Consider the following 15,583-nt stretch of genomic DNA (forward strand, 5'->3'; position numbering starts at 1 on the left):
CGGCTCGGCACGGGGCGAGTCAGCGCCCCGCGGCCCAGTGGCAGGCCACAGCGCTCGGGCCCGATCCCGGAAGGACCGGGAGGTCCTCCGTGCGGCACCGGGTGGCGATGCCGGCGGCGTCCGCCTCGCCCGACGCGAGGATCTGGCAGCGGGCATGGAACCGGCAGCCGGAGGGGATGCGGGAGGGGTCCGGGGGCTCTCCGGTGAGGACCACCGGCGGTTCGGTGGACTCGGGGAGCACCGAAAGCAGCGCCTGCGTGTACGGGTGCTGAGGATTCGTCAGGACCGACTCCACCGTGCCCGTCTCCACGATCCGGCCCAGGTACATCACGGCGACCCGGTCCGCGATGTTCCACGCCAGGCCCAGGTCGTGGGTCACCACCAGCGCGGAGAGGCCCAGCTCGTCCCGCAGCCGCAGCAGCAGGGCCAGGATCTCGCCCCGTACCGACGCGTCCAGCGAGGCCACCGGCTCGTCGGCGACGATCAGTTCCGGCTGGAGGACCAGGGCACCCGCGATGACGACGCGCTGGCGCTGGCCGCCGGAAAGCTCGTGCGGATAGCGCAGGAAGAAACGCTCGGGCGGCCGGAGACCGGCCCGGGAGAGCGCCTCGGCGACGGCCGCCCGCTCGTCCCCGTCGTACCCGTGGATCCGCAGCCCCTCCGCAACCGCGTCGTACACGGTGTGCCGCGGGTTGAGCGAACCGCTCGGGTCCTGCAGCACCAGCTGGACCCGCCTGCGGTACGCCTTCAGCGCCCGCGACCCGTACGACAGCGGCGCACCACCGAACGTCACCCTGCCCGCCGTCGGCTCGACGAGCCCGAGCAGGCTCCGCGCGAGCGACGTCTTGCCGCAGCCGGACTCGCCGACGAGCGCGACGATCTCCCCGGCGCCGATGTCCAGGTCGACCCCGTCGACGGCGCGTGCGGCCGCCGCGCCCCGACGCCCGGGGAACGTGACGCGCAGCCCGGCGGCCGACAGGAGAGGGGCTGTCGCCATGGTGGACTCCTCGATGCTCGTCCCGTTCACGCTCACGCCTCCACCGCCGCCCCGACGTGCACGCACGCCGCCCGTCGCCCCGCGCCCGCCTCGCGCAGCTGCTGGTCGTCCTCCGCACACACCTCGAGCGCCACCGGGCACCGCGGGTGGAACGTGCAGCCGCCCGGCAGCGCCGCAGGGTCCGGCGGGTCTCCCGGCAACCCCCGGGGGGCCCGCCGCGACGCCGGGTCACCGATGCGCGGGAACGCCGCCGACAGGGCCCGCCCGTACGGATGCTCCGCAGCGTCGTACACCTTCCGCGCCGGACCCTCCTCCACGACCCTCCCCGCGTACATCACCGCGAGCCGGTCGCAGGTGTCCGCGAGCACCGCCAGATCGTGGCTGATCATCAGCAGGCTGATGTCCTCCGAGGCGACCAGCTGCTCGATGAGCCGCAGGATCTGCGCCTGGATCATCACATCGAGTGCGGTCGTAGGCTCGTCGGCGACGATCAGCCGAGGGCCGCAGGCGAGCGCCATGGCGATCATCACGCGCTGCCGCTGTCCGCCGGACAGCTCATGCGGATACGCCTCCGCGCGCGCGGCGGGCAGCCCGACCTGCTCCAGCAGCTCGCCCACGCGCCTGCGCGCCGCCCCCGGCGTCGCCTGCCGGTGTACCAGCAGGGGCTCGGCGATCTGGTCGCCGATCCGCTGCACGGCGTTGAGCGAGTGCATGGCGCCCTGGAACACGATCGACGCGCCCGCCCACCGCACCGCCCGCAGCCGACCCCACTTCATCGCCAGGACGTCCTCGCCGTCCAGCAGGATCTGCCCGGTCAGCCGGGCCGATGCGGGCAGCAGCCGCAGCAGCGCCAGCGCCAGCGTGGACTTCCCGCACCCCGACTCCCCGGCGAGGCCCAGCTTCTGCCCCGACTCCACGGTCAGGTCGACGCCTCGTACGGCGGGCACGGCGGCCGCCCCCGTGCCGTACGTGACCTTCAGGTCCTTGATCTCGAGGAGGCTCAACGACCCACCCCCAGCTTCGGGTTGAGCACGGATTCGACGGCCCGCCCGCACAGCGTGAAGGCGAGCGCGACCAGCGCGACCGCGATTCCGGGCGGGGCCAGGTACCACCAGTGGCCCGAGGACACGGCCCCGGCCTCCCGCGCGTCCTGGAGCATGCCGCCCCACGACACGACCGTCGGATCACCGAGCCCGAGGAAGGCGAGCGTCGCCTCGGTCAGGATCGCGGTGGAGATGCCCAGCGTCGTCTGCGCGAGCACCAACGGCATCACGTTCGGCAGCACATGGCGGCCCATGACGTGTCCGTGTCCGCCACCGAGCGCCTTGGCGCGCTCGATGTACGGGCGGGACTCGACCGCGATCGTCTGGGCGCGGACCAGCCGTGCCGTCGTCGGCCAGGACGTGACGCCGATCGCCAGGATCACCGTCCACACGCTGCGCGACATCACTGTCGCCAGGACGATCGCCAGCACGAGCGTCGGCATCACCAGGAACCAGTCCGTGATGCGCATGACGACCGTCGAGAACCAGCCGCCGTAGTGCCCGGCAAGGATGCCGACCAGTGTGCCGATGGCCACCGACAGGGCCGCGGCGAGCAGCCCCACGGTGAGCGAGATCCGCGCCCCCCAGATCAGCAGCCCGAGCAGCGAACGCCCGAACTGGTCGGTCCCGAGCGGGAACTCGGAGCTCGGCGACTCCAGTGCTGTGCCGGGCGCGTCGGTGACGCTCTGGACGTCGCTGCCGACCAGCAGCGGCGCGGCGAGCGCGATCAGGGTGAGGAGCGCGAGCCCGGTGAGCCCGGCGAGGCCCGCCCGGTGCGTACGGTACTGACGCCAGAAGCGGGCCACCGAACCGCGGCGGCGCTCCCGGACGAGTGTGCTTGTCATCGGCCCACCCTCGGATCGAGCAGGGGATACAGCAGATCGGCGAGCAGATTCATCAGGATCATCGCCCCCGCGAACACGACGAACAGACCCTGGACGAGCGGCAGATCGGGCACGCTCAGCGCCTGGTAGAACAGCCCGCCGAGACCCGGCCAGGAGAACACCGTCTCCACGAGGATCGAACCGGCCGCCACATGCCCCAGGTTGATGAACACCATGGTCACGGTCGGCAGCAGCGCATTGGGCACGGCATGCCGGCGGCGTACGGCATCGTCCCGCAGCCCCTTCGCCCGCGCCGTCGTCAGATAGTCGCTGCCCATCTCGTCGAGCAGCGAGGAGCGCATCACCAGCAGCGTCTGCGCGTACCCCACCGCCACGAGAGTGAGGACCGGCAGCACCATGTGATGCGCCACGTCGAGCACATATGCGAAGCCCGTCTCGCTGCCGGACTCCATACCGCCGGACGGGAACATCCCCGGCACCGGGCCGAGACCCACCGAGAAGACGATGATCAGCAGCAGACCGAGCCAGAACGACGGCACCGACCACAGGGTCAGCGCCACGCCCGTGTTGAGCTTGTCTCCGAGCCCGCCGTGCCGCCAGGCGGAGCGCGTGCCCAGCCACAGCCCGAGCGCCGAGTAGATCACCACGGCGACACCGGTGAGCAGCAGCGTCGCGGGGACCTTCTGTGCGATCAGCTCACCGACGGGGGCGTGGAACTGGTACGACGTCCCGAGATCGCCGGTCAGCGCACCCGCACAGTAGTCCGTGAACTGCTGCCACAGCGGCAGATCGAGACCGAACTGGCGCCGCAGTGTGGCCAGTTGTTCGGCGCTGGTCGGCATGCCATGGGTCATGGCCTTCACCGGGTCGCCGGGGATGATCCTGAAGAGGAAGAAGCTGGTGACGAGGACGGCGAACAGCGAGACGGCCGCGCCGCCCAGCTTGCCCGCCACGTACCTCAGATAGGAGAGCGTGCTGCCGCCGCGCGCGGCGCGGGCCTCGGGGGATCCGGGGGCCCGCGCCACGGCGGTCGTGGTGGTGGTCGTGCTTGCGGTGCTGCTCATCGACTATTCACGGTCTTCCGCGGTGGCCCGGCGACGCCGGTTGATGACGACACCGAGGATCATGGCGAGGGTGACGAACGAGCCGACACCGATCAGCACGGGGCTGGTGGAACCGTCGTCCGATGCCTCGCCGCTCTTGGCAACCGGCTCGGCGGACCACCAGCTCCAGTAACCGTCCTGGCCGAAGATGTTGCCGGCGGCCTCCGGCATCGTCGTGATGGACTTGATCTGGTCGGTACGGTACGCCTCGACGGCGTTCGGGTACGCCATGACATTCATGTACCCGGTGTCGTACAGCCGGGATTCCATCTGCTTGACCAATTCGGCGCGCTTGACCGGGTCGTACTCCACGGCCTGCTTGGCGTACAGCTCGTCGAACGCCTTGTCGCAGATGAAGTTGTCCGTGGCACCCGTGTCCTTGGGAGTGGCGGGCAGCGCGGCGCAGGTGTGGATGGACAGGACGAAGTCCGGGTCGGGGTTGACGGACCAGCCGTCGAACGCCAGGTCGTAGTCGCCCGCGACCCAGGGGTCGGAGACGTTGTCGAGGCAGTCGACCTTCAGCCCGATGCCGAGCTCGCCCCACCACTCCTGCACATACTTGCCGATCGCCTTGTCGTTCGGGTCGGTGGCGTGGCAGAGGATCCGGAAGTCCAGCGGCTTGCCGTCCTTGCCCACCCGCTTTCCGCTGCCGTTCTTCTTGTATCCGGCCTGATCGAGGAGTGCCGCCGCCTTCGCGGGGTCGTAGTCGATCCTCTGCTCGGGAGCCGGCTTCCAGAAGTACGAGTCGAAGCGCGGCGGGATGTATCCGTCGCCCTCCACGGCGTGGCCCTGGAAGACCTTGTCGATGATCGTCTTGCGGTCGACGGCATGGAACAGCGCCTTGCGGACGGCCGGGTCGAGGAGGGCCGGGTGGCCGGTGCCGAACTTCTTGCCGTCCTTCGACTGTGCGCCCGGATTGGTGGCGAGGGCGAAGAAGCGGCGGCCCGGCGCGTCGTTGACCTTGATGTTCTTCGCCGACTTGAGCGAGGCGGCCTGGGCGGGGGTGAGTCCGGAGACGAAGGACACCTCGCCCTTCTGCAGCGCCGCGACCGCCGCGTCACCGTCCTTGTAGTACTTGAACACCAGCTCGTCGAACTTCGGTGCGCCGCGCCAGAAGTCCTTGTTCGGCTTGAGCTTGACGTACTGGTCGACCTTGAAGTCGGTGAGGATATACGGCCCGTTGCCGACGATCGGGAACTGCTTGTCGTTGTTGAACTTCGAGAAGTCGCCGACCTTCTCCCACACGTGCTTCGGCACGATCGGGACGTCGAGCGCGGTCATGGTGGCCTGCGGCTTCTTGAGCTCTATGACCAGCGTCGTGGGGTCCGGGGCCGTGACCTTCTTGAAGTTGGCCGTGAAGCTGCCGTTGGCGGTGGCGGCGTTCTCGTCCGTCATCATCTTGTTGAAGGTCCACGCGGCGTCCTCGGCGGTGGCCTGCTTGCCGTCGGACCACTTGGAGTCCTTGCGGATGGTGTACGTCCACGTCAGCTTGTCCGGCGACGACTTCCACTCGGTGGCGAGACCGGGGATCGCGTGCGCGTCCTTGACGTCGTAGTTCGTCAGGTAGTCGTACATCAGCCGGTGGATGCTCGTGGAGAGCAGCCGCTGCGCCAGGAACGGGCTCAGGGAGTCCACGCTCTGCGACACGGCGACGGTGAGGACGTTGTTGCCGTCGTGCTCGCCGCCGTGGTCCGCCTGCGCCGGCTGCGGTACGGCCACGAGCGCGGAGGCTGCGACGCCGGAGGCGAGGAGCAGTCGGAGGAACGGATGCCGGGCGGTTCGGGGTGGAGCCGTAGTGACCATGAGACGTTGACCTCGCGTCGTTGCTCGCTCGGAGAAGGCACGTGGATCTTGGGGCGCCCACTGGTGAAGCGAAGGTTTATCAGCGCGGTCTAGACGTGTCAACGATGCCTTGGCGAAGCGTCAAACCCCTTGTGGGCTGCGGGAATGCGGAAGGGCCCGCACCGTGCGGAACGGTGCGGGCCCTCATTGGTCTATACCCTTGTTGCCCTACTGCTGAGGGGCTGGCGGCGCCTGCGGAGGCTGCTGCGGGGGCTGCTGCTGGGGATATCCGGCGGGCGGGACGGGACCCTGCAGACCGGGCTGGCCGCCCGGCTGTCCGGGCGGGCCCGGGTGAGGGTGTCCCGGCTGAGGCTGTCCCGGAGCGCCGGGCTGCGCCGGGGGCGGGCCTGCGGGGTTGGCCGCGGACTGCGCCTGGGAGGGCAGCGACTGCTGCCATGCCTGCTGCACGCCCGGCTGTGGCGGATAGGGCTGCTGGCCGCCGTACGGGGGCTGACCGGCGTACGGCTGCTGTCCCCCGTAGGGCGGCTGCTGCGGGTTCGGGGCGTACGGCTGACCGGGCATGGGCTGGCCGGGCGTGGGCTGACCGGGCGTGGGCTGACCGGGCATCGGGTGGCCGGGCGTCGGCTGGCCGGGCGTGTGCTGGCCCGGCATCGGCGGTGCCATGTGCGGCGGCTGGTGGCCCTGGCCCCCCGACGTCCACAGCCCCTGCGCCTGCTGTGCCCGTACGAAGTCCTCGGCGACCATCGCCGACAGGTTGAAGTACGCCTCGCGGGTCTTGGGCCGCATCATGTCCAGGTCGACCTCGGCGCCGGCCGACAGATGCTCGTCGAACGGCACGACCACGACCCCGCGGCAGCGCGTCTCGAAGTGCTGCACGATGTCCTCGACCTTGATCATCTTTCCGGTCTCCCGGACTCCCGAGATCACGGTGATCGAGCGCTGCACCAGCTCCGCGTAGCCGTGCGCCGAGAGCCAGTCGAGCGTGGTGCTCGCGCTGCTCGCGCCGTCCACGGACGGGGTGGAGATGATGATCAGCTGGTCGGCGAGGTCCAGCACCCCGCGCATCGCGCTGTAGAGCAGACCGGTGCCGGAGTCGGTGAGGATGATCGGGTACTGCTTGCCCAGCACGTCGATCGCGCGCCGGTAGTCCTCGTCGTTGAACGTCGTGGAGACGGCCGGGTCCACGTCATTGGCGATGATCTCCAGACCGGAGGGCGCCTGGGACGTGAAGCGGCGGATGTCCATGTACGAGTTCAGATACGGGATCGCCTGGACCAGGTCGCGGATGGTGGCCCCGGTCTCGCGACGCACGCGGCGGCCGAGCGTACCGGCGTCCGGGTTGGCGTCGATCGCCAGGATCTTGTCCTGCCGCTCGGTGGCGAGGGTGGCACCGAGCGCGGTGGTCGTCGTGGTCTTGCCGACACCGCCCTTGAGGCTGATGACCGCGATCCGGTAGCAGGAGAGCACCGGCGTGCGGATGAGGTCGAGCTTGCGCTGCCTCTCCTGCTCCTCCTTCTTGCCGCCGAGCTTGAAACGGGCGGCGGCACCGGAGGGGTTACGGCTCGACTTGGCCTTCGGCCTGTTGTTGCGCAGAAGGCGGTCGGAGGACAGCTCGACGGCCGCGGTGTACCCGAGCGGGGCGCCCGGTACGGAACGCTCGCGCTGGTCGTGCGTCATCGGGGTCGGCCAGGCGCCACCGGTGCGCGGGTCGACCGGAGCGGCGGGCGGCTGCGGCTGTCCCGGAGCCTGGGGCTGTCCCGGCGCCTGCTGTACGGGGAACTGCGGCGCCTGGGGCGCGGGCACGGCGGGCGGCAGCGGCGCGGGGCCACCGGGCCGGCCCGGTTGTGCGGACTGTCCCGGCTGTCCCGGCTGGGGGAAGCCGTATCCGCCTTGCGGGGTGGCCGGGTTGGGCGTTGCGGGGGCCGCGGGGCCGGGCTGGCCCGGCTGTCCCGGCTGGGGGAAGCCGTATCCGCCCTGCTGCGCGGGCAGGTTGGGCGTTGCCGGGGCCGCGGGGCCTGGCTGACCGGGGTGCGGGAACCCGTATCCGCTCTGCTGCGCGGGCAGGTTGGGGGCCCCGGGGCCGGGCTGTCCCGGCTGCGGGAAGCCGTATCCACCCTGCTGCGCGGGCAGGTGGGGAGCCGCGGGCTGTCCCGGCTGTCCGGGCTGTCCCGGCTGGGGGAAGCCGTATCCGCCTTGCGCGTTGGGATGGTTGGGTGTTGCGGGGCCCGGCTGACCGGGGTGCGGGAACCCGTATCCGCCCTGCTGTGCGGGCAGGTTGGGGGGTGCGCCGTGCTGCGGACCGGCGTCGGCGGCCGGAGCCGGCAGGGCCGGCCTGTCCGCCGGCTCGGCCGGCGGTACGGGCCACTGCGGCGCAGCCGTCGGGGCGGCGGGCTGGAACGCGGGAGGCAGGGGCGGCAGGCCGGTGCCCTGCGCCACCGGCGGGGGAGCCCAGGGCTGGGCCGCGGCCGGGGCGGGCGGGGTGTCCTGCGGCACGGAGTCCGAAGGCGCATCGGCGGGCACGGAGTCGGCCGGTTCGACGGCAGCGTCCTCGACCGTGTCCCGTACCGCGTCCTCGGGGGAGGAATCCGCCTCCCCGTCTCCGTCGGCGTCCTGGCCGTCGGCCGCGTCCTCGGACGTACGGTCCTGCTCGCCGTCCGCCTCGTCCTCGGCCGACGGGGCGTCCACCGAATCCACCGAATCCACCGGGTCCGTGGCCTCGGCATCACCGGTCGCCGCAGCGGGTGCGTCGGCATCGGCATCAGCATCGGCATTCGCGGCCAGGGCCTCGTCCTCGCCGGGCGCCTCGGCACCGGCAGTTGCAGCCGCAGCCGCTTCGCGCTCCGCGATCTCACGCTTCAGCGCGGCGGGGGAGAAGCGCATCGTCGCCCCACTCTCCACGTCCCCGCCGCCGAACGGCTCCGAGGCACCGGCCCCCGAGTCGGCGGACGCGACGACCGGGGCAACAGGGGCAACGGGGTCAACCGGCGCTGCCGGAGCCTGGGCAACCGGAGCCGGAGCAGCGGGAACCGGCGCGGCAGGAGCAGGAGCAGGAGCAGGAGCAGGCGAAGGCACCGGCGGAGGCGGCGCAGGCGCCCAGTTGGGCTCGAAACCGCTTCCCGCGGGCAGCCCGGGCACAGCTATCGGTGCCCCGGACGGCGGGGGAGGCGTCGTTCCCTGCCCACCGGTGTCCCCCGACGCATTCTGCGTGTACCAGGCCGGCGGGGTGTAGTCGATGGTGAACTCACCCGTCATCTCGGCGGGCTCCGCGTCGGACTGATCGTCGACGGGCGTGTTCCAGCCCCCGCGGATCTCGTCCCGATCGCCGTTCACTTTGCCTCCTGTGGTCGAGCACCCTTGTGCCGTCGTGGGTGGGGGCGACCGTTTCCGTCGGTCCGATCCGCCCGGCTCTCCCCCTTGTGACGCGATGCACCTGCCCGCAGGTTCTCGCCGCGCCCTCTACCACCCTAATCGTCAACACTGTCAGCGCGGCAGGGCGGACCGGCCCCGGCCAACTGTCCGCTGCGTCACGTCCTGCCCCCAAGTGGACGCGAAGTGACCTCGATGCGGCGCAGTGTGAGGGCTGAACCGGTCAAATCCGCACGGATCTGCGTCAGTCCATGCGGCGCGCGGCGCCCAGCAGCCCGGTCTCGGCATCCGTCGCCTGCGTCATGACGAACTGACGGTCACGCGTCGTACACCACAACGTCACACCATCGGCAAGAGTGGAGAGCGCTTCCGTCTCGCCTCGCGGCAGATTCATGATGCGGCCGATCTGCGCGGCCTCGTCCGGGGACACCCGCTGGATGCCGACGAGGGTCGACTTCTCCATCAGCCCCGGTGCCACCGGGCTGAGATACGGCAGCAGTGTCACCACCGATTGCCAGGGGCCCGACACCACCCGTCCGCGCGGCGGCCGCATTCCGCAGTCGCGCACGACGACGACGGGGCTGACGGCCGAAGCGCCCTGCGGCGGCACCCGGCCCACGTCGTGCAGCGTGATGCACGGCTGCCCACCGCCCGCCGCCTGCGCGAGACTCGCCCAGGCCGGGGCCCGGCCCGTCTCGACGGCGATCCGTGCACCCGTCGCGGCCGCGCGCAGCGCCATGACCTGCGCCGTCCACAGGCCACCGATCAGGGTGACGTCGTACGGCGTGGGCCGGTTGATGCCGAGCACCGCGGGCCGGCCCTCGGCGTCCACGCCGATCACCATGCCGTCGTCGCCGACCGGCAGGGCCAGGGCGTCCAGTTGCTCCAGCGCAACGGCGTGCCGGTCGCGGCGCGGCCCGATCAGCCCGAACCCGATCCTCGGCCTGCCGCCGCGCCCGGACGGCTGCGCACCACGCCCGCTGCGTACGGAGGGCGCAGCGGACGGCACCGCGGAATACGGCACACCAGCAGCCGGCGTCCCAGTGGCGGGCCCACCAGCTGCCGGCATGCCGGCACCCGGCGTCCCGGCAACGGGCGCCCCATAAGACGGCATCGACATCAGCGCGCACCCCCCAGCGGCAGCGTGGCCAGCATCCCCGGCAGCTGTTCACGGTCCAGCCGGACCAGTCCGGTCTTCACCCCGCGCGCCGCGCGCTCCAGTTCATGACGGGCACTCACCAGCTCCTCGTCGCTGCGCCCGGTGATCCGCACATGTCCGGTCACCGTCACCTCCTGCCGGTCGCCGCGCCCCAGCGTCAGGCTGAAGGTCGTGGCGAGCGCGGGCAGTGACGTGAGCAGCGCGACGAGCTGAGGCATCGACGCGCCTCCCGAGGCGCTGCCCCCGCTCAGCTGCGGCCATCGCCCGACCCAGTACGTCGTGTGCCTGCGGTCGTCGCAGCGCCACGTCCGCGACGTCTCCTCGGTGCGCCGCCCCGGCACCTCGGCCCGGCTCGCCTGCGCTATCGCCAGGGGGTTGGCGCACGTGGAGGTCGCGATGGCCGCGACGAGCTCCTGCTCGGTCAGCACGGTCGCGCCGAACCCGGCCCCGGCGAGCCGGCTCGCCAGCTGATCCGCCGCCCGCACCACGCATTTCTGCGCGCCCACCAGCCCGCCGCCGCGTGCCTCGACCGCCTCGGGGCAGAGCTCCGGGTCGAGTTTGAGCGCGATCCAGGTGATTCGGAGCGCGGGCGCGCCCGTCTGCGCCTGCAGCGGCGCGTAGTTGCGCGCGGCCACCGACTGCTGCGGCAGATGCGGCGCGGGGGCGGGCTGGGTGTGCTGCACGATCTGCGCAGACTCCAGACGGATGCCGTCGACGTCCAGCACGTCCCTCACGAGACGCACGGGCAGCGGCCGTGCACCACGGTCCGGGCGCAACGCCGTCGCGTCCGACTCGACCTGCAGGACTGCCGTCAGGAACGTGCCGTCACCGATCATTCCGACCGGGCGCCGGTCGCGGTCGCTGTACGAATACGTGCGCAGGGCCGGGTCGCACTCGACGGCGTGCGCGAGCCCCGGCTCCGTGTCGGGCGGCAGGACCAGCGAGGCCGCCCTGCGCGTCCGTGCCCGCAGCGCCATCACCGTCGAGAGCCACTCGGGCAGCGAGCGCCGGTGCCTGCGGAGCACGGCCAGCAGCACCAGCAGCGCGGCCACCACACCGGCCGGCACGAGCAGCAGCGGCTCGGTCACCCAGGCGACGAGGAGCAGCGCGGCCGCGCACTCGATCAGTACAAGCTGTTGCAGTCGGAACGAACCGAAGTGTCCCGTACGGGCCTTGAGCCGCGGCGCGGCCGTCCCCCGATCCCCTGCCGACGGTGCGTCGGACCGCGACCGCCGGGGCGGTCCGGGGGTCGGAGCAGAGGGAGGCGCGGTGGACGGCGCGGCCGCGGCCGCCCGCGTTCGCGTCGCGGAAGCCATGATGGAGAAACCCCCCAATTCATCCCGATCACCCTGGCCTGCCAGGGCATTGGCGGCGGCATCACCCTACCCGCCCCACAGGCGCCCTCGATCAACAGGCATAGTAGGGGGCCGGTCCGACAATCGGCTTCCCGGGAGTACTCGCTCCCGGCCCGCGGCGAGGACTGCGGCTTTTCGACCAATGGGGACTCATGGCATCACGGCGGGATGAGCTCAACGCGTACACCTTTGCGAAGAAGCGCACGGTGGCCGCATTCCTCCAACCCTCACCCACCGGTACGGAGGAAGGGGCGCCGCGCCCGTTGCGCGCCGTCGTCCCGAGCCTCGTCGTCGGCGCGCTGATCCTGGCCGGCTTCGGCGCCTGGGGCATGTTCAAGCCCAAGGCCCCCAAGGACTGGGACAAGCCGGGTACCAAGGTGATCGTCGGCAAGGAATCGACGACCCGTTACGTGGTGCTCACCACCGGCAAGAAGAAGCTGCTGCACCCGGTGCTGAACCTGGCCTCCGCCCGCCTGCTGCTCAATCCGCAGGAGTTCGCGGTCATCCAGGTCAGCGATGACGTACTCGACGCGGGCAACCCCCCGCGCGGCCCGATCCTCGGCATTCCGTACGCCCCCGACCGCCTGCCCAGCGACACGGAGGCGGCCAAGCCCAAGCGGTGGGCCGTCTGCGAACAGCCCGGCGGCGGCAAGGGCGCCAGCGTACAGAAGGCGACGTTCGTCCTCGCCGAGCGCGATCTGTCCAGGACCGAGGGCAAGCAGCGGCTGACCGGCGGTCAGGTGCTGTACGTCAAGGGGCAGAACGGCGCCCGCTATCTCGTGGACGCGGGCGGCACCAAGTACCTGGTGCGCGGCAAGGATTCGGACGCCGCGATCCTCACCCGCGCCCTCGTCGGCAGCCAGGAGCCGCAGCCCGTCACCGACGACTGGCTGGCCACGCTCCACGACGGCAGCCCCGTCGACTTCCCCGAGATCCGCGGAGCGGTCGGCACGAGCGCGGGTATCGGCGGCGGCCTCACCGAGACCGAGGACCGGGTCGGCATGGTCCTCCAGGCACAGACGGGCTCCGGCCCGCAGCACTACGTCGTGCTGCCCGGGAAGGTGCAGCCGGTCTCGGACTTCACCGCCTGGCTGCTCATCAACTCCCCGCAGACCGACCGCCTCGACATGGGCGGCAGGGCGGCGACCGTGGACGCGGCCTCGTTCGAGCCGGAGTCCGAGGCCTTCGGCGCTGACCTGCGATGGCCTTCGAAGCGGTCCGAACAGGTCAACTCCACGGGCGGCGCGGGCGCGCGCGACACCGTCTGCAGTGTGCTGCGCAGTGTCGACGGCAAGGGGCGTACGACCCTGTCCACCTGGGCGGGCACCGCGTACCCCGCCGAGATGACCGCGGGCGGCACCAGCACGTACGTCACTCCGGGCAGCGGCCTGCTCTACACCCAGGTCCAGGGCAAGCAGACGAGCCCCGACGGCTCGCTCTTCCTCGTGACGGACACCGGTCTGCGGTACGCGGTCCAGGCGAACGGTGACAGCGACGCCGCCCGCTCCGACATCGGTGCCGGTGGCCAGAAGAAGGAGCAGGACGGCCGTCCCGAGCCCAGCAAGGCGCAGATCCGCCTCGGCTACGAGAAGGTCACTCCTACGCTCGTACCGATCACGTGGTCGGAGTTCCTGTCCAAGGGCCCCCGTCTGGACACCAACAGCGCGCGCCAGCCGCAGGGTTCGTGAGGGGTACGCCAGTGACGTACCGTACGAGCGCTCTGCTGGCCGCCGCTGCCCTCACCGGCCTGGTCGCCGCGCCCCCGGCCGCGCACGCGGACGCGCTCCCCGCCCGCCCCGGCCCCGGCCTCGGCATCGACGGCAGTGGCGAGTGCACCTTCCCGATGAAGAAGCAGATCGCGAGCATCCCCTGGTCGCTCCAGCGGGTGCTCCTCGACGAGCTGTGGCAGGACACCAAGGGCAAGGGCGTCCGTGTCGCCGTCATCGACACCGGTGTCGACGACGTCAACCCCCAGCTCAAGCCGGCCGTCGACGCATCCGCGGGCAAGGACTTCCTCAAGCCCGAGAAGGACGATCGGGACAGCAACCGGGGGAAGACCGACGGCACGGTCGACGAGGTCGGCCATGGCACCAAGGTCGCCGGCATCATCGCCGCCCGCCCCGGCAAGGGAACCGGCTTCGTCGGGCTCGCCCCCGAGGCCACGATCATCCCGATCCGCCAGAACGACGAGAAGAACAGCGGTAAGTCCAACACGATGGCCGCGGCGATCGACCACGCCATCGCCAAGAAGGCCGACGTCATCAACATCTCGCAGGACACGACGCAGGCGCTCACCCCGCAGTCGGACCTCGGCCGGGCGGTGGCGCGGGCGATCGCGCAGGACATCGTCGTCGTCGCGTCCGCAGGCAACGACGGCATGGACGGCAAGCTCAAGAACACCTATCCGGCCGCCTTCGACGGCGTACTCGCCGTCGCCTCCTCCGACCGCAACAACGAACGTGCGGCGTTCTCGCAGGCCGGCGAGTTCGTGGGGGTCGCGGCGCCCGGTGTCGACATCGTCTCCACCGTCCCCGGCGGCGGCCAGTGCGTCGACAACGGTACGAGCTTCTCGGCCCCGTACATCGCCGGTGTCGCCGCCCTGTTGCGGGCCAAGTACCCGAAGTGGAAGGCGCACCAGGTCGTCGCCCAGATCGAGCAGACCGCCGAGCGCGCCATCAACGGCCGTGACAACTTCGTCGGTTGGGGCGTCGTCGATCCCGTACGCGCTCTGGACGGCGACGCAGGCCCGCCGGAGGCCCCGACCCCGGACCCGGGCCCGCCGAAGCCACCGGCCCCCGAACCGGCGCACCTCGCGCTCTCCGAGACCCCGCAGGAGCGCGACGAGCGCTACGCGACGTACGCGCTCGGAGCCGGAGGCGTGCTGGTCGCGGTGGTCGCGGGCGCCGCGACGGTGGTGCGGGACAGCCGCCGCAGGCGGATCCGGTGAGTCAAGTCTCCTTGCCGGGCTTTGCAGTTGGAACTGTCCTACCCAGTGACTAAAGTGATCGGACGGGATCACGAGAGTGACCCAGCACGGGGGCGGCATCGAGGGCTTCCCGTCCGCTGTATATGAGGAAGAAGGGGCAAGAGGTGTCGAAAGACCTGAATGTAACCAGTGATGATCAGATTGGCCTTGCCAACCGGATCCAGGAGTTCCACGACGAGCTGCAGGCTCGCATCACGTCCCTCAACGGCGTCGTGGACCGCATCCAGGCGGGCTGGCAGGGTGCGGCCAGCCAGGAGTACGACCGGGTGCAGTTCAATGTGAACCAGCGCCTGAAGAGCATGCGTCTCCAGCTGGTCAAGCTCGAGGAGATCATGCGGATGAGCGCCGACGGCTTCACGCAGCAGGAAGAGGACCGTATCGCGGCCTTCCGGAAGATGGACGACTCGCCTTCCGGTCAGAGCGCGATCCTCGGCATGGCCTGAGCGGCCGACCGCCGACAGATCCCCAACCTCCGCTGAATTCCGCCACGTAGGCACTCGTAGGCACTTAGGAGCAAGGCAATGACCACTGCCGTCAATTACGACACGGTGACCCAGGCGGCCGGCGACGTCCGTCTCACCGCATCGGAGCTCTCCCAGAAGCTCCAGGACCTGATGACCCAGGTCAACCGCGTCGCCGAGAACTGGGACGGTGAGGCCAAGCTGGCCTACCGCGAGAGCCAGGACATCCTCACGAAGGACATGGCGGGCATGAACCAGGACCTGACCCGCATCGCCCAGCTGCTCGACGAGTCCGTCATCGGCTACCGGGACACCGACAAGGGCAACGCGGCGCGCTTCCGCATGCTGATGGACTGAGACGTCCGCCCGGACATACGAATGGGGGTGCCCGCCGAGCTCGGCGGGCCCCCCCCTTCGGTTGGCCGGGCGTGATCAACACGAGGTCGTACGCGGCGTCCCGCGCGC

12 protein-coding genes are annotated in these 15,583 nt (G+C 71.1%); 4 read left to right on the forward strand and 8 right to left on the reverse strand.

The genetic code is table 11. From position 1 onward, the window contains the following. Positions 1 to 19: 19 nt before the first annotated feature. The 8 genes from ACWCXB_RS12950 to eccE form a co-directional block, all read right to left on the reverse strand. A complete protein-coding gene (locus tag ACWCXB_RS12950; protein ID WP_450722031.1) occupies positions 20 to 997 on the reverse strand; it encodes an oligopeptide/dipeptide ABC transporter ATP-binding protein in 978 nt (325 codons plus the stop codon). Positions 998 to 1,029: 32 nt separating this feature from the next. After that, on the reverse strand, positions 1,030 to 2,001 hold the full coding sequence (locus ACWCXB_RS12955) for an ABC transporter ATP-binding protein (protein ID WP_450722033.1): 972 nt from the start codon (positions 1,999 to 2,001) through the stop codon (positions 1,030 to 1,032). Then, a complete protein-coding gene (locus ACWCXB_RS12960; protein ID WP_450722035.1) occupies positions 1,998 to 2,885 on the reverse strand; it encodes an ABC transporter permease in 888 nt (295 codons plus the stop codon). Before ACWCXB_RS12960 ends, ACWCXB_RS12955 begins: the two co-directional genes overlap by 4 nt. Beyond that, positions 2,882 to 3,949 carry an ABC transporter permease gene (locus tag ACWCXB_RS12965; protein WP_450722037.1) on the reverse strand — a complete coding sequence of 356 codons (1,068 nt, stop codon included), beginning with the start codon at positions 3,947 to 3,949 and terminating at the stop codon, positions 2,882 to 2,884. Before ACWCXB_RS12965 ends, ACWCXB_RS12960 begins: the two co-directional genes overlap by 4 nt. Positions 3,950 to 3,952: 3 nt before the next feature. Continuing rightward, positions 3,953 to 5,791 (reverse strand): ABC transporter substrate-binding protein, encoded by a 1,839-nt coding sequence (locus ACWCXB_RS12970; RefSeq protein WP_450722039.1) that lies wholly within the window; start codon positions 5,789 to 5,791, stop codon positions 3,953 to 3,955. Between the two features lie 207 nt (positions 5,792 to 5,998). Then, positions 5,999 to 9,121: an SCO5717 family growth-regulating ATPase gene (locus ACWCXB_RS12975; protein WP_450722041.1), complete on the reverse strand. Its 3,123-nt coding sequence runs from the start codon at positions 9,119 to 9,121 to the stop codon at positions 5,999 to 6,001. Positions 9,122 to 9,401: 280 nt separating this feature from the next. Beyond that, positions 9,402 to 10,226 carry a hypothetical protein gene (locus ACWCXB_RS12980; protein ID WP_450722043.1) on the reverse strand — a complete coding sequence of 275 codons (825 nt, stop codon included), beginning with the start codon at positions 10,224 to 10,226 and terminating at the stop codon, positions 9,402 to 9,404. 50 nt (positions 10,227 to 10,276) lie between these two features. Further along, a complete protein-coding gene (gene eccE, locus ACWCXB_RS12985) occupies positions 10,277 to 11,632 on the reverse strand; it encodes a type VII secretion protein EccE (RefSeq protein ID WP_450722045.1) in 1,356 nt (451 codons plus the stop codon). A 191-nt stretch (positions 11,633 to 11,823) separates the two neighbouring features. On the opposite strand from eccE, the gene eccB reads away from it, so the two are divergent. From eccB to ACWCXB_RS13005, 4 genes are all read left to right on the forward strand, one after another. Continuing rightward, the gene (eccB, locus tag ACWCXB_RS12990; RefSeq protein ID WP_450722047.1) at positions 11,824 to 13,359 is read left to right on the forward strand and encodes a type VII secretion protein EccB; all 1,536 of its coding nucleotides are present in this window, start codon (positions 11,824 to 11,826) and stop codon (positions 13,357 to 13,359) included. An 11-nt stretch (positions 13,360 to 13,370) separates the two neighbouring features. Next, on the forward strand, positions 13,371 to 14,618 hold the full coding sequence (gene mycP, locus ACWCXB_RS12995) for a type VII secretion-associated serine protease mycosin (RefSeq protein ID WP_450722049.1): 1,248 nt from the start codon (positions 13,371 to 13,373) through the stop codon (positions 14,616 to 14,618). Positions 14,619 to 14,761: 143 nt separating this feature from the next. Beyond that, complete coding sequence (locus ACWCXB_RS13000) at positions 14,762 to 15,100, forward strand: WXG100 family type VII secretion target (protein ID WP_450722051.1); 339 nt, start codon at positions 14,762 to 14,764, stop codon at positions 15,098 to 15,100. Positions 15,101 to 15,178: 78 nt separating this feature from the next. Next, positions 15,179 to 15,475, forward strand: a complete 297-nt coding sequence (locus ACWCXB_RS13005) for a WXG100 family type VII secretion target (RefSeq protein ID WP_450722053.1) — start codon at positions 15,179 to 15,181, stop codon at positions 15,473 to 15,475. Positions 15,476 to 15,583 lie beyond the last annotated feature (108 nt).

The organism is Streptomyces sp. NPDC001514, assembly GCF_053597075.1.

Coding starts and splice junctions, on each gene's coding strand:
- ACWCXB_RS12950 (WP_450722031.1), bottom strand. CDS start 997: ATGGCGACAGCCCCTCTCCTGTCGGCCGCCGGGCTGCGCGTCACGTTC.
- ACWCXB_RS12960 (WP_450722035.1), bottom strand. CDS start 2,885: ATGACAAGCACACTCGTCCGGGAGCGCCGCCGCGGTTCGGTGGCCCGC.
- ACWCXB_RS12965 (WP_450722037.1), bottom strand. CDS start 3,949: ATGAGCAGCACCGCAAGCACGACCACCACCACGACCGCCGTGGCGCGG.
- ACWCXB_RS12970 (WP_450722039.1), bottom strand. CDS start 5,791: ATGGTCACTACGGCTCCACCCCGAACCGCCCGGCATCCGTTCCTCCGA.
- ACWCXB_RS12980 (WP_450722043.1), bottom strand. CDS start 10,226: ATGCCGGCAGCTGGTGGGCCCGCCACTGGGACGCCGGCTGCTGGTGTG.
- eccE (WP_450722045.1), bottom strand. CDS start 11,632: ATGGCTTCCGCGACGCGAACGCGGGCGGCCGCGGCCGCGCCGTCCACC.
- eccB (WP_450722047.1), top strand. CDS start 11,824: ATGGCATCACGGCGGGATGAGCTCAACGCGTACACCTTTGCGAAGAAG.
- ACWCXB_RS13005 (WP_450722053.1), top strand. CDS start 15,179: ATGACCACTGCCGTCAATTACGACACGGTGACCCAGGCGGCCGGCGAC.